The sequence below is a fragment of the Sphingobium sp. TomTYG74 genome, assembly GCF_055393875.1.
On record NZ_AP027341.1, the window covers coordinates 1,081,474 to 1,099,452 of the forward strand.

Here is a 17,979-nt window from a genome sequence, read left to right on the forward strand (position 1 = left end):
ATGCATTACCAAGACTGGAGACGCTTCATGGCTAAGGTGCTCGTTCTCTATTATTCGTCCTACGGACACATCGAAACGATGGCGAAGGCTGTTGCGGAGGGCGCGGTCGGCGCTGGCGCTCAGGTCGATATCAAGCGAGTGCCCGAAACCGCGCCCTTGGAGGTGGCCCGCAATGCGGGCTTCAAGCTGGAGCAGGATGCGCCGATTACGACGGTGTCAGAACTTGCAGACTATGACGCAATCATCATCGGCACCGGCACGCGCTTCGGCCGTATGTCCAGTCAGATGGCGGCTTTCCTTGATCAGGCAGGCGGCCTTTGGGCGCGTGGTGCGCTTAACGGAAAAGTGGGCGGCGCCTTCACATCTACTGCCAGCCAGCATGGCGGGCAGGAAACGACTTTATTCTCGATCATCACCAATCTGCTGCATTTCGGCATGGTGATCGTGGGGCTGGACTATGGTCACACCGGGCAGATGGGCGTCGACAAGGTGCGGGGCGGCGCACCCTATGGCGCCACGACTATCGCGCACAGCGACGGCAGCCGTCAGCCGGACGAAGATGAACTGGAAGGCGCCCGGTATCAGGGACGGCGGATCGCGGAGACCGCGATCAAGCTGCACGGGTAGAAATTTGGCTGCACCCTCCCCCTCTCGGTGCAGCGGTTGAGCCTTGGGTCGCAAGGCACAACGATGGAGGCCGGTGCATAGGATGGGTGCACCGGCCTCTTTTTTTTCAGAGGAACAGGCGACCGCCGACCGGGCTGGCGCGCAGGAGGTAATAGACGGCGATGGGCAACAGCAGCGCATGGAGCAGCAACCAGGGCTTGTCCAAATGGGGCGACAGGTAATGGATGACCGCGACGTGCAGATACATGGTGACAAGCGAGCCCCTGCCCACTGCCGCCAGCCATCCGCCAAAAGGCGCGACATGGACCGAGATGCGGAAGATAAGCAGGGATGTCGCCACCGCTGACGCAAGCGACAGGACCGGCCACCCGTAATCCGCAGCCTTCATGTTGAGCGTTGGAAAAAGACCGGACAGTCCCGCCAGAGCCAGCGCACCCAATGGGAGCCACATCCAATGCCTCCACGGCACCTGCTGCCACACGGCTCCGATCCAGAGCAGCACAAAAGCCATGGGCACGGTCAGCAACCCCAGCACGGACGTCTGGGTCGCCTCCCCTGCTACATAAGCTACAACAGAGACAGCTATGATCGCGATAAACCAGCGCCGGTCGAGCGGATGGGGCCAACGGGACAGCAGCGCGTTGAACAGAATGCGCGCGGCCATCAGGCAGGGCACGAACCAGAATATGGTATAGGGACCGCGCAGCCATGATCCGCCAAGAAAGATCGGCAATATATCGTCCGGCCATTGGTTGAAGATGGGCCGCTGCCCCTTCATGGGCTCGATGATCTGATCCGCGATGATCAGCAGTGCGAGGAACGCCGCATAGGGGCGCATCTGCGACGCCAATTGCCGCAGGGCGAACCCCTTGGGCGGCTGCGGACGGGAAAGCAGGCCCGACAGCAGGAAGAAAAGCGGCATGTGAAAGCTGTAGAGCGCGTCCCGGAAAGGCCCTCGGGTCCAGACATGGCCTGCCACCACGGCGATGATGCCGATGCCGCGCGCCACATCGATCCATTCCAGCCGCCCACCACCCTGCACCCGTTCCGATGGCGCCGACTTGTGCTGGACCTCGTTCCCCCTGTTCTCCATGGCTTCCACGCCCTATAGGACGGCGCGCGCCCGTCAATCTTTCCAACTGCTCCCGGAACCAGTCCTTGACCCTATTGCATGACCGAGTTCTCTTCATCGATGGTGAAGCCATCATTCTCGACAAACCCGCCGGCTTGCCGGTCGATGCGCCGCGCGACGGTTCGCTGAGCCTGGAGAACCACCTTTCGTCACTGACCTTCGGCTTTCAGCGCTGGCCCCTGCCAGTGCATCGGCTGGATCGGGACACCAGCGGTTGCCTGCTGCTGGCGCGCAATCCCAAGGCGCACAAGCGCTATGCCGCAGAGTTTGAGGCAGGCACGGTCAGCAAGCGCTATGTCGCGGTCGTGGACGGCGTGCCGGAAACCGAAAGCGGCACTATCGAACTATCGCTGAAGAAAGTCAGCAGCGCGGCCAAGGGCTGGCGCATCATCGCGGCCAAGGACGGAAAGTCCGCCGTGACCGAATGGCGAAAGCTGGCGGAGAAGGATGGCCGCGCGCTGATCATCTTCACGCCGCGAACCGGACGGACCCATCAGATTCGCGCTCATACATTATATGGTCTGGGCTTTGGCATCGCTGGCGACCCGGTATACGGCACCGGCGAGGGACCAATGTTGCTGCACAGCCGTTTCCTCAGCGTCCCGCGCGGGAGCAAGCCTCCGGCAGAGGCGACAGCTCCCCTGCCCGCCACCTTTGCGGCGGCTGGTTTCGGGCCGGAGTATCTGGATGATGCCGGACTTTGACATTCCGGAAGATGCGCTGGAGGAGCGTTTCATCACCGCCGGTGGCCCCGGCGGGCAGAATGTCAACAAGGTCGCCACTGCGGTCCAGTTGAGAGTGGCCCTCTATCGGCTGGGATTGCCGGTCCATGCCTTCCGGAAAATAAAGGAGCTGGCGGGATCTCGCCTGACCTCAGGCGGAGAGATCGTGATCCAGGCGTCCCGCTTCCGCACACAGGAGGCCAATCGACAGGATGCCCGCGACCGGCTGGCCGAGATGATAGCGCAGGCTTACAAACGCGATCCCCGGCGCATCGCCACCAAGCCGGGCAAGGCGGCAAAGGCACGCCGGGTGGACGCCAAAAAGGCGCGCAGTTCGGTAAAGCAAGGGCGCGGCAAGGTGCGGATGGATTGAGGATTGCCGATGTTTGATTTCAAGGCACCAGCTGATGGCGACAAGTCCAAGCTCTATGCGGACCTCCTGTCGGCAGTCGAGGCAGTGACGGACGGCGAGCCCGATCCGATCGCTAACATGGCCAATGTCGCTGCGCTGATTTGGCAATTTCTTCCGGACCTTAACTGGGCAGGCTTTTATCGCATGGTAGAAGGTGAACTGGTGCTTGGCCCATTTCAGGGGAAGCCAGCCTGCATCCGCATTCCTCTGGGCCGGGGCGTCTGCGGCACGGCGGCGGCCAAGGGAGAGACGCAGCTGGTCGAGGATGTCCACGCTTTCCCCGGCCACATCGCCTGCGATGCCGCCAGCGCATCTGAGATCGTTGTGCCCGTTACGGTCGATGGTCGCGTCGTTGCGGTGCTTGACCTCGATAGCCCTGTCCCGGCGCGTTTCGATATCGCCGACCAGAATGGGCTTGAGATGCTGATCGAACGGATGGGCACTCGCCTCGCTTAACCGCGCTGCTCCGTTTCGGGACAGGCGGGGCGTCCCCGCCGCGTGGATCGTGGCGGATCATCATGCTAAACCAGACGTTAACGTCACGGCCATGCTCAAGGCAGCCATGAACAACGGGGAGTTTTGCATGCGGATCTGGAGCATCTTGCTGGCGGGCACGGGCCTTGCCCTCGGCCTTGCAACACCGGCTTTAGCAGGTGACGCCGCCGGGACCGGCGCGACGCTCCCTATCCTGGGCAAGAGTTTTTCCGGCATGCGGCCGGTAAATCCCGGAATGCACCGCGGAACGGTGGTCCACCGCTGGGGACCGCGCGTTCAGGGCCGCTGGTTCGCGGGCTGGTATGCGCCGGGCGGTTGGGGCGCATATCGGCGGCCGGTCATGGGCTATGTCCTGCCATCCTATTGGGTGAGCCCCACCTACCGGATCGGCAATTATGGACGCTATGGTCTGCCTGCGCCCGCCGATGGCTTTGGTTGGTCCCGCTATTATGACGACGCTGTGATGGTCGATCGTCACGGCCGCGTCCGGGATCATCGCAGCGACGTCGAATGGGATGCGCGCGATCATGAACAGGATCGGCCCGGCGTTCCCTATGATGATGACGTAACTGCGCATGACGGACCTCCGCCCCCGCCCCATGAATATGAGGGACGCTGGACTGGGACCTGGCGCGACGAAAACGGCCGCACCGTGAGTGGCGAATATGAGGGCCGTTTCGAAGGCGAGGCGCGCAGCAACTATGGAGTGGATTATGAAGCTCCACCCTATGGCGCACCCCCACCCCTCGTCCGGCATGATGGCCCAGGCGCCCCGGTGGTGACGACGACACAGGCCCCCGGCTACATCGCGGGCGGCTATTATTATCCGGGTGCCACAACAACTACAGTGGTCGTCACGCCGACGGTCACCACCACCAGCTATGTGACCGAAACGACGACGCGCCGCCATGGCGTCAAACGCAGGTGCAACTGCAAATAGGATCAGCGGTTTAGCCTGTCTGAAGGCAAGACAGGAGAAGCGGCATGATCCATCATGTTTCGGTTGGGACAAACGACGTCGAACGCGCGCGGGCGTTTTACGACCCGTTGATGAAGCTGCTCGGCTATCGCAACATACGCGATTATCCTCATTCACTGGATTATGGCGTGACGGATGTGGCCTTCAGCGTCGAAACACCGGTGAATGGGGATCGAGCGTCGTCCGGCAACGGCGTTAATATCTGTTTCGAAGCGGCAGACCGGGAAGCCGTCCGCGCGTTTCATCGACTGGCGCTGGAGCTCGGCGGGACCGATGAAGGCGCGCCGGGCGTTCGGCCCAACTATGACGCCCATTATTACGGGCATTCCTGCGCGACCCAGATGGAAACAAGATCGAGGCCGTGACCTTCGCCGCGAAATAGATTTGCTCGACGCAGGACGGCCTTGTCGCGCCCGCAGGCTCGAGAGCTATTTCCGGAAGATACCCGCCAGTTCGATCGGCAACGGCGGTTCGTCGCGGGGCAGCACGCCCCGGATGGCCTGCGCCTGCTCCTGCGGGTCGAAACGCACCCAACCGCTGCGGCTCAGCTTTTCCAGCGGGCGGTAGCGGACTTTATACTGCATCCGCTGCGACCCTTCGACCCAATAGCCGAGATACACATAGGGCAGGCCCGCCTTCGCGGCGCGCAGGATGTGATCCATGATGATGAAATTGCCCAGCCCCTTGCGGTGCTCCAGCTCCGTATCGAAGAAGCTGTAGATCATCGAAAGGCCATCGCCCTGCCGGTCGGTCAGGCATGCGCCGATCAACTTGCCTGGGCGGCCATTCTTGCCGGGCTCGCGATATTCGACGACATGGCTTTCGACCGGGGTCTGCTCGACCATGTCGGCGAAATCCATCTCGTCCATCTCGGTCATGCCGCCGCCCGGATGGCGCGCCTTCAGATAGCGCTGGAGCAGTTCGAATTGCTCCTCCGTCGACCATGGCTTGCATGCCGTGACGATCAAGTCGCTGTTGCGGCGAATGAGTTTGCGCTGTGTCGCGTTGGCCGAAAACTCTCCTGCCACCACGCGAACCGACACGCAGGCGGAGCAATCGGCGCAGCTGGGCCGGTAGGCGACATTCTGGCTGCGGCGAAAGCCGATGCGGCCGAGTGCGTCATTAAGTTCCGACGCATTGTCGCCGTTAAGTTCGGTAAAGACCTTCCGCTCGCTCCGGCCCGGAATATAGGGGCACGGGCTGGGGTTCGTCACAAAGAAGCGCGGAAAACGAAATGGTGCGCTCACCCCACGGTCTCCGTCAAAACGCTGCGCGAAACTTGAGTCATGGACAGACTATGACGCCCGCAGCCTTCCGTGAAAAGGTCATTTACCACGAAAAAAATGCGTACTCCCTGCGCCGGGATGTCGATCAGGCAACCTCGATCGGCGCGACCTCATATCCTGCGGCGCGCAGGGCCGTGATCAGCCGATCGAGATGCTCCCCATCGCGGGTTTCGCACTCGACGTCGAGACTAAGGCCCTTGGCCGGAAGATTGGTGAAGATGCGCTGATGCGACAGCTCCAGAATGTTGACCGCTTCCTGATCGAAGATGCGGGCGACATGGAACAGCGCGCCAGGACGGTCCTGCAAGATGATGCGCAGGCGCGCCAGACGACCCGACCGCGCAAGATCGCGCAGCAGCACATTCGCCAGCAGGCGCGTGTCGATATTGCCGCCCGTCAGGACGAGCCCGACATTGCGACCCGCGAACAATTCCCTGTGCATCAACAACGCGGCAAGCCCGGCCGCGCCTGCGCCCTCGACTACCGTCTTTTCGATCTGGAGCAGCAGGCTCAACGCCTCCTCCAGATGCCGTTCATCGACCAACAGGACGTCGTCGGCCAGACGCTCCACAAAGCGGCGCGTCAGCTCGCCCGGTTCCTTGACCGCAATGCCTTCCGCCAGCGTATCGCCGTCGCAGGCAAGGCCCGCCTGCTTGATATGGCTGTACATCGACGGATAAAGCTCCGCCTGCACGCCATAGATGCGGATGTCGGGCTTCATCGCCTTGGCCGCAGTGGCCATGCCAGAAAACAGGCCGCCACCGCCGATCGGGATGACCAGCGTGTCGATCTCGGGTGCGTCCTCCAGCATTTCCAGCGCGACAGTACCCTGCCCGGCCATGATGTCGGGTTCATCGAACGGGTGAACGAAGGTCAGCCCATTTTCCTTGGCCAGTTGGCGCGCATAGGTGCTGGCGTCGTCGAACTTCTCACCATGCAACACGACCGTCGCGCCATGCCCTTGCGTCTGCGTCACCTTCACCGTCGGCGTGGTCACGGGCATGACGATGGTCACGGGCACGCCCAAACGGCGGCCGTGATAGGCAAGCCCCTGCGCATGATTGCCTGCGGAAGCGGCGATCACACCCTTCTCCTTCGACGCCGTGTCCAGTTGAAGCAGGCGATTGAGCGCGCCGCGTTCCTTGTAGGCGGCGGTGAACTGGAGGTTTTCGAACTTCAGGTAGACCTTACAGCCGAGCATATCGGACAGCGTCTGGCTGATCAGCGTCGGCGTATGCACGACCGCGCCCGAAATCCGCACGCGCGCCGCCAATATGTCATCGACGGTAACGGGCAGCGGCATCGCGCTTTCGATCTTGCTCAACGTGTTCATGCGCTCGCCCCTAGCGGAAATTTACCTCGGAAGGAACTGGCCCTTGGCGAAATCTCGTCCTATGGCAAAAGGCCACGCGGCTAACTGTACGAGGCATATGGCTAATATCGCGTTTATCGGTCTGGGCGTCATGGGCGGCCCGATCGCCGGGCATCTGGCGAAGGCCGGACACGAACTGACCGTCTATAACCGATCCATCGGAAAGGCGAAGAAGTGGGCCGAGGCCTATGGCGGCGCCGTGGCGGTAACCCCGGCCAAGGCGGCGGAAGATGCCGAAATCGTCATCAGCTGCGTTGGCACCGACGATGATCTTTCGCAGGTAACCGTTGGCAAGGAAGGCGCGTTCCGGACGATGAGGCCGGGCAGCCTGTTCATCGACCATACGACGGTATCGGCCCGGATCGCGCGGCAACTGTTCGTCGAAGGAGAAAGCCGGGGACTTCATTGCGTCGATGCCCCCGTATCGGGCGGTCAGGCAGGCGCGGAAAACGGCCGCCTGTCGATCATGTGCGGCGGCACGGGACCGGCAGTCGAGGCCGCGAGGATCGTCATGCAAAGCTATGCCGCGCGGATCGTGCATGTCGGCGGCGCGGGAGCCGGGCAAACGACCAAGATGGTGAACCAGATTTGCATCGCGGGCGTTCTGCAAGGGCTTTCCGAAGCGCTACGCTTTGCGCAAGCCGCCGAACTGGATCTGGACAAGGTGTTCGAGGCCGTGTCCGGCGGCGCCGCGCAAAGCTGGCAGATGGATAACCGCTGGACGACAATGGCTCAGGACAGTTTTGATTTCGGCTTCGCCGTCGATTGGATGCGCAAGGACCTTGGCCTCGCCCTTGAGGAGGCCCGCGCGAATGGTGCGACGCTTCCCGTCACAGCGCTGGTCGATCAATTCTACGCCGATGTGCAGGCTATGGGCGGAAGCCGACAGGATACGAGCGCGCTGGTGAGGCGGATCACCAAGGCATGAAGCGCGCCCTTTTGGCGGCCACCACCGCGTTCGCCCTGCCCTTTCCCGCTATCGCGTCGGGGGTCATCGACAATGTGAACGGCATCGCGGTCGACGCTAATGGACGCACCGTGCGTTTCCGCGCTCTGCTGATCGACGATGATGGCAAGGTCGAAAGACTGCTGCCCGGACGCTATGAAGCGCCACCCCGCAAGAAGAAGTTGAAGAAGGGTGAGAGCTGGCCGAAGGGTCTGGACTTCCAACTGGACGGCGGGGGCAAGACATTGATCCCCGGCCTGATCGACGCGCATGGCCATGTCATGGCGTTGGGCCTGACGCAGATCACGCTCGACCTGTCCGGCACCCGCTCGCTGGCTGACGCGCAGGGCAAGATACGGGAATATGTCGCCGCCAATCCCGGACGGAAATGGATCATCGGCCGGGGGTGGAATGCCGAGCTTTGGGGGCTTAATCGGGCGCCCACCGCTGCCGATCTCGACGCCGCCTCCGCCGATGTCCCAATATGGCTGGAAAGCGCGGATGGTCAGGCAGGCTGGGCCAATTCAGCGGCGATGAAAGCCGCCAACATCGGCGCCATAAGCAAGGCGCCTGCCGGTGGCCGGATCGAGATGACCGGGGGCAAGCCATCCGGCCTGTTCGTCGGCAAGGCGATGGACATGATCCAGCGGGTCGTCCCTCCTCCCGCCCCAAAGGACAGGGACATCGCGCTGGAAAAGGCTCAGCAGCTGTTGCTGGCGAACGGCGTCACCGGCATTGCCGACATGGGCACCACGATCGAGGATTGGCAGGCATACCGCCGTTCGGCCGATCGCGGCGCGCTGCGTGTGCGGATCATCTCCTATGCGCTGGGCCTCGACAATATGGTGCTGATTGCAGGCCCTGAACCGACGCCGTGGCTCTATGATGACCGGCTGCGCATGGGCGGGCTGAAACTGGCGCTGGACGGATCCCTCTCGTCGCGCGGGGCATGGCTCAAGGCCGATTATGCCGACGCGCCGGGGCATCGCGGATATTCGCTGATCCCATCCACGCAGCTGCGCAACATGATGAGCCGCGCGGCGATGGATAATTTCCAGATCGCGGTGGATGCGACCGGAGACGCGGCCAACAGCGAACTGCTGGATGCGATCACGGAACTGGGCCAGACCTACAAGGGCGACAGGCGTTGGCGGATCGAAGGAGCAGACGTCGTTGATCTTGTGGACCTGCCCCGCTTTGGGCAAAATGGCGTCATAGCGTCGATGCAGCCCGCGCTTCAGACCGCAAACTGGCGCATGGCGGTCGCGCGCATGGGCGAGAACCGGTTGAAGGGCGGCTATGCGTGGAAAGCGATGCTCGACAATCGCGCGCCATTGGCATTCGGCTCCGGCGCACCGGTCACAAGTCCAAACCCCTTTATCGGCATGGCCGTCGCCATGAGCCGGGAGGATGCAACCGGCGAACCGGCAGGCGGATGGATGCCGGAGCAGCGGGTGAGCTTTGAGGCAACGCTTGACGGCTATACACGGCAGGCGGCCTTCGCGGGTTTCGCGGAAAAACGCTTCGGTAGCTTGATCCCCGGACAGCGCGCGGATTTCATCCTCATCGACCGGGACATTTCCATCGCTCGGCCCGTCGACATACGGGCGACGCAGGTTCTGGAAACATGGATCGGCGGCAAACGGGTCTTCATGAAGAGCGCCAAGCCCTAGATTACAGCACGTCGCCCGACGCGTTCATCGCATCATCGATGGTTTCAGGCAGCGGCGGCAGCACCGGTTTGTCGCATCCTGCAGCCTTCATATGCGCGCGGAGCGCGTCCATGCGCCCGAGATTCCAGCGAGCAAGCGGTATGCCCAACGGGCGGAACTCGGCGCGGTCGAACAGCTCGACGACATAATGCTGGCAAAGCTCGTCCACTTGCCCCAGCGTCAACATCCCAAGGTTCATCACCATGGGCCGCCCCGGCACACCGTCCCGGCCGCGCACCAGATCGGTCACATATAATCCGCCGCGCGGATCGACCAGCACCACATCGGCCTTCGACGCATCAATCATGCGATGACTGGCGGCATAGGGCGCGACGAAAACATGCGTGCGCCAGACAAGAAAGGCGCTCATCGCGATCGTTATCGCCACGGCCAGGTAAATGGGCCGCATCGCCGCCGGACGGAAACGTGACCAGCCGAGGCCCGCCAGCAGGCAGAACGGCCCGATGAAGCCATGGGCATAGCGAAAGCCCCAGCCATAGCCCTGCGCCAGTGCCAGCGCGCAACCGGCAAAGCAGCCCAGCGCCAGCGGCAACGCGATTTCCTGCCCCCGCAACGCCCTGCGCCATTGCATCGCCATCACGCCCAGCGCCGCCAGCGGCACCATCAATATGTTGTTCCATGCGGCAAAGCGGCTGAGGTTCACCAGCGGTTGCCAGCGATCGCCCAAACGTTCGAACAGGCTGCCGACCTTGTCCGCCACCCCTGCGGAAGGGCGGACATCGGCGGCAGGCCCCAACGACTGGACAAGGAATCCGGGCCAAAGCTTTGCCCACACGACAACGATGGCGATCAGGATCAGGACGTGAAATGCGGCCACGGCCCAGCGGCGCGACAGGAGCATCCACAATATGAAGGGCGCGATGAAGATGGGCGGGAAATGCCATTGATGGAGGCCAGCCGCCACCAGCGCCACCGCACCAGCGCTGACATGGCCGATCACGCCACCCCGCAGGACAAGCGCGAGCCAGATCATGTTGAGCGCGAAATGGCCCGTCATCGCATAGGGGGTCATCGCCGTGACCCATAGCTGCGTGGACGACAACCCAAGCAGCATCGTCACCCAAACAGCATCGTCCCGCGTCGGGAACAGATGCAGCGCCACGCGCCACAAGGCAAAAAGCCCGGCAATCAGCAGTGCGGGACCAGCCAGGTTCGGGTCCCCCAATTGCCAGAACAGGGCCTGAATCGCGCTGTTCACCGGCAGATAAGCGGCAGTCCAATAATCGGCCGCGCCAAAGGGGGAGAAGAATTCCGGCATGATCGCGCGCCGATAGGCTTCCCATTCGGCGGGGATCGGCCGGGCGAACAATCCTTCGCGCATATAGGCGGCGGCAAAGCGCGCGACTTCCTCATCCCGCGAAATCGCGTAGTTCTGGAACAGCCAGTAATGGCCCGCCCAGGCGACGAGGCCGAAGAAGACGATCAGCGGTACGATCATCCGCGCGCGGGGCTTGGGCAGGCGGAACCCCATCCCCTCGGCAAAAAGCGCCGCCAACGTCAGCAGTAACAGCCCGCCCAGCAGCGCGGGAAAATCCTGATCCAGAAACAGGATGACGGCCAGGCTGACACCCTGCCGGTACGTCACATGCCACAGGAAGGTGGCGCCCAGCCAAAGGGTCAGGCCGATGGCACCCGCCAGGAAAAGGCGGCGGGCATTGATTGGCCGGGCGGGCGGAACGTACATTCAGCTTTCCTGCGGCAGCAGCGCCCGGTTGACGAAAATGCCATCCATTTCGACGAGCAGCGGAAAATGCCCCTTGTTGTTGGCGAAGAAAGCCGAAGGGATGAAATCCCGCTGCCCCAGCCAATCGATCATCGCCTGATAGCCGGCGCCATTTTCGTATATGGGGCGCACGCCAAGTTCGGTCTGAACGCCTGCCATGGCCGCGATTGCGTTCCCCGCGCCTTCGCAAACGGAAAGGTCATGACCCTGCGTGTCCATCTTCAGGAATGGGCGGGAAAATCCATGCTCCGCCCGTAGTTCCGGCAGAAGCGTATCGATCCGCCTGCATTGCATCTCGACCGTCCGGGTGACCTTGTTGCGCTCTGCGAAGATCGCATCCTGCCGATCGGACGGCTTTTTAAGCGAGCTGAACTGATCGGCCGCCATGATGTTGAAACTGGCGTTTCCCTCAAAGTCCGACAAGGCGAGGTTGAACACATGCCATTTGGCATCGGACGCCGCCCTGCGGGATAGCTCGGCAAATATGTCGGGATTGGGTTCAAAGGACAGGATGGTGCCGGAAAAGCCGACGTCTTTTCGCAACATGACCGCATATTGCCCGCGATTAGCCCCGACATCGAACACGCAATCGACCGCAAAGGCAGAGAGGAACCGACGAAGCGCCTGGATCTCTGGATATTGATGCACCCGCCCGGCGATAGCGAGGCGGATCGCTAGCGCGCGGTCGGCCAGTTCGCGGACATATCGGCTCATGCGCGCGAGGCCATAACAGAGCGGTAAATGCCGATCGTTGCCAAGGCCGTGTCCTTCCAACTGCCCATAGTCTCACCATAGGCGCGTGCCGCCGCGCCAGCCGTCTGCCTGATGGCGGGGCTTTGGATTAGCCGCAAGAGGGCTTGAGCAAGATCGTCCGGATTTCCGGCCGCTGTGCGGATCGCCACTCCCTCCGGCAAGGCGGCGAACATGCCCACGTCCGATGTTACCATCGCCTTGCCATGGTGCAGGGCAGACAGGAATGCGCCGCTTGAATCTATGTGCCGATAGGGGAAGATGATGGCGTCGGCCTTCGCCATATGCGCGTCGAGCCGCCCTTCCGTGAGGAAGCCAAGGTCGGCAATCAGCCGGTCGGCAAAGCCCTCAGCCCGGACTCCTTCCAGCAATGGCGCTACGTCCATGAAGGGCTTGCCCGCCACCACCAGTTCAAAAGCATGCCCCGCCCGCCAGAGAGACATGCAAGCCTCGATCAATATATCGACGCCCTTATAGGGCCTGATCGTACCGAAGAAGAGCAGGCGCGGGACGGAGGCATCGGGGATAGCGACCAGATCAGCCGTTGTTGCCGGTGCCAGACGCATTGGGGGGTGGGGCGTCACATGAATGCGGGCCGATGCGATCCCCTGCGCCGCCAACGCCTGACGGGTCGTATCGCCATGCACGATCAGCGCATCGAACAGGTCGAGCAAAGCGCGATATCCCCTGCCCTGCACGCCTGCATCGGCATGATAGGCATCGGCGTTATGAACGGTATGGATCATCGGCACCCGCCCCTTCAATCGGCGCAACAGCAGCCGGTCGGCGGGCGCGAGGGGCAACCATTGGAAATGCGCAACATCCGCCGCTGTCAGCGCACTGACCCGGCCGAGGGCACAGGCGGCGCCATATTCGGCGGCCTTGATCAGACGAAAGGCCTTGCCCTCCCCCAATCGCGCTCGCAGTGCTTCGCTCCGGCGAAAGAAGCGCGGTTCGTATCTATAATTTTCCGGCGCGATGGCGTCAGTTGATCGCATCGGGCGGCCGAACAAAGTCACATCCGCGCCCTGTGCGGCAAGACCGCTGCACAGGCTGTCATCATATCGCCCGGTGAACAGCGACGGATCGACCATTGCAATCTTCATTGCGCGGCCGGACCTTGCAGCAGACGGCGCAACGACAGGGCATGGAGCGCCGCGACCACGATCATCGTCAGCGCATAGATTGCGAGAAAGCCTCGATCGAACCCGTCACCGAACAGCATTGCCAGCGGCACGCTGAGCAGCGATCCGGCCAGGAATGGTAGCGATCGCTTGAGCAAATGAGAAAAGCGCCCAAGCGCCGCCTGAACATAGACCGACACGCAAATCAGCGTCAGCGCCAGCAAAGCGCCGTCAATCAGCAGCAGGTCGGTCAAGCCAATGGCGGCTCGTCCGGCGAACAGCTTTGCGAAGACCCACTGGCCAAGCATCAGCAACGCAGCCGACGCGGCAAGGGCAAAGATAAACCCGGCCGCAAGTGCACGGGTCAGCAACTGGCGCAGGCGGGTCCGGTCTCCACCGTGAAAAGCGCGGGTGATGCGAGGAAGCGCGGCCTCCACCATCGCGCGGATGGCCATGGAAAGCGCTCGCGACATCTTGAACAGGAAATCGAAGAGCAGCATCGGCCGCGCGTCCTGCGTGGCGATCGCTATGGTGAAATAGGGCGCATTATAGGCGACGATCTCAGACACGGTGAACAGTGCCGACGCACTTATATCCCGCAAATAATGGGTGCGCACATATGCGCCGCCCCGGCGAAAGGCCAGCCAGTGCCGCGTCGCCATCCCCAACCGACCATGCACCAACTTGATGGCATATCCGATTGCGGCAATGCTGATGACCAGTTGCAGCGCCACCGAAAGACGCGCATCCAATCCTTTGAGGATCAGCAGCAGCAGCGCGATGGTCATCATCCGCCGCAAACAATCCAGCATCTCCCAGACGAAATTCCCATCGACCGCCGCCAGCGCCCGTTTCGCGAGCAGCGCCGGAAGGTTGATGCAGGCGGACAGGAAAAAGAGGATGAAGAGAAGCGGCATCGTCGTACCGATCCCGCCCGCCACCAGCGCGACGAGCAGGATCACTACCCCGCCAAGGACCAGCATGCCAAGGAACAGGAAAAGGACGCCCATTTCCTCCAGACGGAAACCGTCCCCGCTGTCTCCGCCATGGCCAAGCCAATGACGCCGCAGCCGGGCATAGATAATGCTGGTCAGGCCGAACTCGGCCGAAATGGTAAAGTTGCCGAAGGCGACCAGCAGCAGGAACGCCTGGAATTCGCGCAGCGGCAGGACGCGCACGAAAACATAAGTAACCGCAAAACCCCAGATCAACGTCAGCCCGACATTGGCGAGCTTGATGAGGGCGATGAACCGGGCAGACCCCTCCATCCTGGCGATGGTCCTGCCGACCAGCGCGCTCACCGGGCAGCGCTTCCTACAGGCTTGCGGGCGCGGAACAAACGATCATCCAGCGCAAAGAAATGGCGCGTATCGGCATCAATGCCGCTCGCGTCGATCTCCTCCAACAGGAAGCCAGCCGCGCGAATGCGATCGGCGAAATCCAGCCCATATTGGCGCACATGGTCCCACTGGCCAAATCGCCGTTCCCGTTCCCGAGGCGGAATGTCGAAGCTGCCGTCCTCGGTCGGCTTGTCCCACAGCGGCACGATCAACCACGCTTCGCCGCCAGGCTTCAGCGCGCGATAGATATTGCGCAAAACGGCGTGATCGTCCGGCACATGCTCCATGACATGACTGGCATAGAAGAGGTCATATTGTTCAGGCTCCTCCAACGCCATGAGGTCCACGCGGCGCATGCCGGGAACCGAATAGCGCGCCGGATCGAGATCGGCGGGCACATAATCGGCGGCGGAAGAAAAGCGGCGGACAAGGCTGCCTTCATTGGGCGCCATGTGCAGGATGGCCCCATCTTTCGGAACCGTCAGCGTCTTTTTCGCGATCAAATGGTTCATCAGCCGTTCGCGCGGCGAGGCTCCGCAATTGGGGCATCCCCATTCCGCATTCTCGCCATAGCGGAAGAAGCCGACGACTGACTGCCCACATGCCGGGCACGCCCGGTTCGCGCGCGCGCCCATCGCCTTGCGCAGGACAAGCATGGTCCGGGTCAGATGCTTGCTGACGGCTTTCGCCACCCGCTGGAAAGTAATCACGCCTTGGCTCCGATCAGCATTGGGGAGGGCCTATACATGATGCCCCGCCTTTGGCGAGAGGGATCAGCGTGACTTTGCGGGATTCCAGACAGTGACCGTGCGGCCCGACATGGCTTTCATGACTCCCTGAAGCGTCGCGGCATAGGCGATGAGAATGTCGGTCACCGCCGCCAAAGGCCCCGACTTCGCCCGCAAGCCCAGCGCCAGCAGAAGCAACGCGAGCGCCGTCGCACCAATAGCCAGCAAAGGTGAGATACGGACAGCCAGCAACAGGGCCGCAATCCCACCGGTCAGGATGGCGACGCCCCCGAACCACCTGATGATCTTGCGAGACGCATATTTGAAACGGTCGAGCGCCTTCATACGCCGAAGCTGAGGCCGAAGGTGCAGATGCGTATGCCATGCGCGAGCGGCGATTCGAACCTTTCGCCGATATTCATCGCCCCTGCCCGCAACCAGTCTTTCCCTGGCGATGACATCCTTCGCCTTGACCAGCCGCGATCCCGCGAACACCACGGCCATCGACACTGTCAGGTCGTCAAGCACACTGTCCGGAAACACAGGATAGAGCGCGCGACGGATGGAAAAGATCGAGCCGTCCGCACCCAGCACATTGCCGGTGCGCGATTCCTCATCCTTCAGGCGCTCCTCCATCCGCCAGTAGAGCGAACCGACCGACGCCGTCGCGCTTTCCCCCTCGCCCATATAATGCAGCGAACCCAGAACGCCTCCCACCTGCGGATCAGCATAGCGGGCAAGCAGATTGCCGATCGCGTCCTCGTCCAGCATGACATTAGCGTCGGTGAAGATCAGCACGTCGCCGGCAGCACGCGCGGCAAGCTGTTTCATGCCATGCGCCTTACCGCTGCGACCCGGCCCCCGCATCAGCGTCACCAGATCGCCCTCTGCCGCGATGAGCGACGCCGTCTCATCGGACGACCCATCATCAAAGGCCAGAATCTCAAGGGCGGGATGGCAGCGCTTCAACATCGCCAGATTGGCCAGCTTCTCCGGCATCGCCGCCGCCTCATTATAGGCGCAGAAGAGCAGCGAAGCCGAGGGTACCTCACCCCCGCGCGGCGCTTCGGGCTTCGTCGGAAGGGCGCGCAGGATCAGCGGGTAGAAGAGGAACGGCCAAAGCAGCGCCACCACCGACCCAACAAGGACGAGCAAGAGGATCAGGTCCACGCCGCGCATCAATAGGCCTTGTGATGCACCAGCACCCCGATGGTCGCCATAATGATGCGCAGGTCACGCCAGATCGACCATTTCGTCACATATTCAAGGTCCGACTGGAGCCGGTCGATCAAATCCTGATGATGGTCGGTCGATCCGCGATGACCACGGACCTGTGCAAGGCCGGTCATGCCGGGCTTGATGCAATGCCGCTCCCAATAGCGCTCATCGACTTCCCAATAGAGGCTGTCGCCTGCCTTGGCCGCTGCGGCATGGGGACGCGGGCCGACAATACTCATGTCGCCGCGCAGCACGTTGAAAAGCTGCGGCAGTTCGTCGATGCTCGTCCGGCGCAAAAAGCGTCCGACCGGCGTCACCCGATCATCGTCGCGCGCTGTCAGCTTGTCCGCCTTGTGGTCAGCCGCCTCGATCCGCATAGACCGGAACTTGTAGATATTGAAGGGCCGCGCATCGCGCCCGATCCGGGGCTGCTTGAAGATGACGGGTCCGGGGCTGGTCAGCTTCACCGCCAGCGCGGCAACTATCAGCAGCGGCGAAATGGCGATGGTCGCGGCGGTCGCGACGATAATGTCGAAAATCCGCTTGATGATCCGGTCCCGGAACTGAAACGGGCCGCCCGCCACGATGATGGTCGGTTGCCCATCGAACTCATCGACCCGCGCGGGCGCGAAGCGCAGCAGCTCCGGCACCACTATCTCTCCCCGCGCAGACAGGGATTTGAGCGCCACCGACCAGTCGCTCATCCGCTCCATCGGGCATGCGACGATCACACGCTCGGCCATTCCCACCGCCGCCGCCAGCCGTGCCGCCATGTCCGCATCGTGGCTGGCAGGCCGCAAGTTCGCGGCGGCCGCATCGATCACTTCCATATGCGCGCCAGTCTCTATCTCCACGCCATCCATGATGACGGCGGTGAGGTGCGGCACCTCCCCCAGCAAGCGAGCGCCCAGCCGGGCTATCGCCAGCCGTACCAGCGCGACGCTGACCGCCGAAAGGCCAAGGCCGACGACAAAGGTCAAGCGGGACAGTTGCTCGGCAATCTTGCCCAAATAGACCACCAGCAGCATCAGCAACGCCGCCTGCGCCAGCGCCAGCAGCCCGCGGAAGATGCCCCGCCGGATGTCGTCCAGCATGTGGATGCCGTAAGCCCCGCCCTGCACCGCCAGCAAGATATAAAGCGGCGCGACCATGGCGAACATGACGAGGCCATGCGGCTTCCCCGGCTCGCCCAGCAGCGCGCCCAGCACGAACCAGTTCGCCAGCAGAAATGACAGGAACAGCCCTGCCAGGTCTCCAAGGAGGCACAGCAGATAAAGTCGCGCTCGAACTATTTCCTTCGAAACTGTCACTTGCGTCCTGCTTGTCCTTAACCCGCCCGCTCCGTTGGCACCGGCGGGACTGCCATGCAAGGCTTTGCGTGAAAGAGCCTTC

General features: G+C 62.5%; 18 protein-coding genes. 8 read left to right on the plus strand and 10 right to left on the minus strand.

Annotation, left to right across the window (positions count from 1 at the left end):
* Positions 1-27 precede the first annotated feature (27 nt).
* On the plus strand, positions 28-627 hold the full coding sequence (wrbA, locus tag ACZ5TB_RS05525) for an NAD(P)H:quinone oxidoreductase (protein WP_464792302.1): 600 nt from the start codon (positions 28-30) through the stop codon (positions 625-627).
* A gap of 106 nt (positions 628-733) precedes the next feature.
* Here the strand turns inward: wrbA and ACZ5TB_RS05530 are convergent, their stop codons facing one another.
* Positions 734-1,720 (minus strand): acyltransferase family protein, encoded by a 987-nt coding sequence (locus ACZ5TB_RS05530; RefSeq protein WP_464792303.1) that lies wholly within the window; start codon positions 1,718-1,720, stop codon positions 734-736.
* A 65-nt stretch (positions 1,721-1,785) separates the two neighbouring features.
* Here ACZ5TB_RS05530 and ACZ5TB_RS05535 point away from each other — a divergent pair, with 65 nt between their 5' ends.
* The 5 genes from ACZ5TB_RS05535 (at position 1,786) to ACZ5TB_RS05555 (ending at position 4,732) form a co-directional block, all read left to right on the plus strand.
* Positions 1,786-2,463 carry an RluA family pseudouridine synthase gene (locus tag ACZ5TB_RS05535; protein WP_464792304.1) on the plus strand — a complete coding sequence of 226 codons (678 nt, stop codon included), beginning with the start codon at positions 1,786-1,788 and terminating at the stop codon, positions 2,461-2,463.
* On the plus strand, positions 2,450-2,854 hold the full coding sequence (gene arfB / locus ACZ5TB_RS05540) for an alternative ribosome rescue aminoacyl-tRNA hydrolase ArfB (protein WP_196226538.1): 405 nt from the start codon (positions 2,450-2,452) through the stop codon (positions 2,852-2,854). The genes ACZ5TB_RS05535 and arfB overlap by 14 nt, the downstream gene beginning before the upstream one ends.
* A 9-nt stretch (positions 2,855-2,863) precedes the next feature.
* Positions 2,864-3,349: a GAF domain-containing protein gene (locus tag ACZ5TB_RS05545; RefSeq protein WP_464792305.1), complete on the plus strand. Its 486-nt coding sequence runs from the start codon at positions 2,864-2,866 to the stop codon at positions 3,347-3,349.
* A 127-nt stretch (positions 3,350-3,476) separates the two neighbouring features.
* Positions 3,477-4,328, plus strand: coding sequence for an RcnB family protein (locus ACZ5TB_RS05550; RefSeq protein WP_464792306.1), 852 nt, complete (start codon positions 3,477-3,479; stop codon positions 4,326-4,328).
* A gap of 44 nt (positions 4,329-4,372) precedes the next feature.
* Positions 4,373-4,732: a VOC family protein gene (locus tag ACZ5TB_RS05555; protein WP_464792307.1), complete on the plus strand. Its 360-nt coding sequence runs from the start codon at positions 4,373-4,375 to the stop codon at positions 4,730-4,732.
* Positions 4,733-4,795: 63 nt separating this feature from the next.
* On the opposite strand, the gene ACZ5TB_RS05560 is transcribed toward ACZ5TB_RS05555, so the two are convergent.
* Both ACZ5TB_RS05560 and ACZ5TB_RS05565 read right to left on the minus strand, forming a co-directional pair.
* Positions 4,796-5,614: an arginyltransferase gene (locus ACZ5TB_RS05560; RefSeq protein ID WP_464792308.1), complete on the minus strand. Its 819-nt coding sequence runs from the start codon at positions 5,612-5,614 to the stop codon at positions 4,796-4,798.
* Positions 5,615-5,738: 124 nt separating this feature from the next.
* A complete protein-coding gene (locus tag ACZ5TB_RS05565; RefSeq protein ID WP_464792309.1) occupies positions 5,739-6,986 on the minus strand; it encodes a threonine ammonia-lyase in 1,248 nt (415 codons plus the stop codon).
* A 97-nt stretch (positions 6,987-7,083) separates the two neighbouring features.
* Between ACZ5TB_RS05565 and ACZ5TB_RS05570 the strand changes: the two genes are divergently transcribed.
* Entirely contained in the window at positions 7,084-7,953 is an 870-nt protein-coding gene (locus ACZ5TB_RS05570) for an NAD(P)-dependent oxidoreductase (protein WP_464792310.1), read from the plus strand.
* Positions 7,950-9,644 carry an amidohydrolase gene (locus ACZ5TB_RS05575; protein ID WP_464792311.1) on the plus strand — a complete coding sequence of 565 codons (1,695 nt, stop codon included), beginning with the start codon at positions 7,950-7,952 and terminating at the stop codon, positions 9,642-9,644. The genes ACZ5TB_RS05570 and ACZ5TB_RS05575 overlap by 4 nt, the downstream gene beginning before the upstream one ends.
* Position 9,645: 1 nt before the next feature.
* Here the strand turns inward: ACZ5TB_RS05575 and ACZ5TB_RS05580 are convergent, their stop codons facing one another.
* The 7 genes from ACZ5TB_RS05580 to ACZ5TB_RS05610 form a co-directional block, all read right to left on the minus strand.
* Positions 9,646-11,388, minus strand: coding sequence for an MFS transporter (locus ACZ5TB_RS05580; protein ID WP_464792312.1), 1,743 nt, complete (start codon positions 11,386-11,388; stop codon positions 9,646-9,648).
* The gene (locus tag ACZ5TB_RS05585; protein WP_464792313.1) at positions 11,389-12,141 is read right to left on the minus strand and encodes an FkbM family methyltransferase; all 753 of its coding nucleotides are present in this window, start codon (positions 12,139-12,141) and stop codon (positions 11,389-11,391) included. It abuts the gene before it with no gap.
* Entirely contained in the window at positions 12,138-13,283 is a 1,146-nt protein-coding gene (locus tag ACZ5TB_RS05590) for a glycosyltransferase family 4 protein (RefSeq protein ID WP_464792314.1), read from the minus strand. Before ACZ5TB_RS05590 ends, ACZ5TB_RS05585 begins: the two co-directional genes overlap by 4 nt.
* On the minus strand, positions 13,280-14,569 hold the full coding sequence (locus ACZ5TB_RS05595; protein WP_464792496.1) for a hypothetical protein: 1,290 nt from the start codon (positions 14,567-14,569) through the stop codon (positions 13,280-13,282). The genes ACZ5TB_RS05590 and ACZ5TB_RS05595 overlap by 4 nt, the downstream gene beginning before the upstream one ends.
* Before the next feature lie 29 nt (positions 14,570-14,598).
* A complete protein-coding gene (locus tag ACZ5TB_RS05600; protein WP_464792315.1) occupies positions 14,599-15,351 on the minus strand; it encodes a class I SAM-dependent methyltransferase in 753 nt (250 codons plus the stop codon).
* 63 nt (positions 15,352-15,414) lie between these two features.
* The gene (locus ACZ5TB_RS05605; RefSeq protein ID WP_464792316.1) at positions 15,415-16,548 is read right to left on the minus strand and encodes a glycosyltransferase; all 1,134 of its coding nucleotides are present in this window, start codon (positions 16,546-16,548) and stop codon (positions 15,415-15,417) included.
* Positions 16,548-17,897, minus strand: coding sequence for an exopolysaccharide biosynthesis polyprenyl glycosylphosphotransferase (locus ACZ5TB_RS05610; protein ID WP_464792317.1), 1,350 nt, complete (start codon positions 17,895-17,897; stop codon positions 16,548-16,550). Before ACZ5TB_RS05610 ends, ACZ5TB_RS05605 begins: the two co-directional genes overlap by 1 nt.
* Positions 17,898-17,979: the final 82 nt, after the last annotated feature.

Coding starts and splice junctions, on each gene's coding strand:
- wrbA (WP_464792302.1), top strand. CDS start 28: ATGGCTAAGGTGCTCGTTCTCTATTATTCGTCCTACGGACACATCGAA.
- ACZ5TB_RS05530 (WP_464792303.1), bottom strand. CDS start 1,720: ATGGAGAACAGGGGGAACGAGGTCCAGCACAAGTCGGCGCCATCGGAA.
- arfB (WP_196226538.1), top strand. CDS start 2,450: ATGCCGGACTTTGACATTCCGGAAGATGCGCTGGAGGAGCGTTTCATC.
- ACZ5TB_RS05545 (WP_464792305.1), top strand. CDS start 2,864: ATGTTTGATTTCAAGGCACCAGCTGATGGCGACAAGTCCAAGCTCTAT.
- ACZ5TB_RS05550 (WP_464792306.1), top strand. CDS start 3,477: ATGCGGATCTGGAGCATCTTGCTGGCGGGCACGGGCCTTGCCCTCGGC.
- ACZ5TB_RS05555 (WP_464792307.1), top strand. CDS start 4,373: ATGATCCATCATGTTTCGGTTGGGACAAACGACGTCGAACGCGCGCGG.
- ACZ5TB_RS05565 (WP_464792309.1), bottom strand. CDS start 6,986: ATGAACACGTTGAGCAAGATCGAAAGCGCGATGCCGCTGCCCGTTACC.
- ACZ5TB_RS05570 (WP_464792310.1), top strand. CDS start 7,084: ATGGCTAATATCGCGTTTATCGGTCTGGGCGTCATGGGCGGCCCGATC.
- ACZ5TB_RS05575 (WP_464792311.1), top strand. CDS start 7,950: ATGAAGCGCGCCCTTTTGGCGGCCACCACCGCGTTCGCCCTGCCCTTT.
- ACZ5TB_RS05580 (WP_464792312.1), bottom strand. CDS start 11,388: ATGTACGTTCCGCCCGCCCGGCCAATCAATGCCCGCCGCCTTTTCCTG.
- ACZ5TB_RS05585 (WP_464792313.1), bottom strand. CDS start 12,141: ATGAGCCGATATGTCCGCGAACTGGCCGACCGCGCGCTAGCGATCCGC.
- ACZ5TB_RS05590 (WP_464792314.1), bottom strand. CDS start 13,283: ATGAAGATTGCAATGGTCGATCCGTCGCTGTTCACCGGGCGATATGAT.
- ACZ5TB_RS05595 (WP_464792496.1), bottom strand. CDS start 14,569: ATGGAGGGGTCTGCCCGGTTCATCGCCCTCATCAAGCTCGCCAATGTC.
- ACZ5TB_RS05605 (WP_464792316.1), bottom strand. CDS start 16,548: ATGCGCGGCGTGGACCTGATCCTCTTGCTCGTCCTTGTTGGGTCGGTG.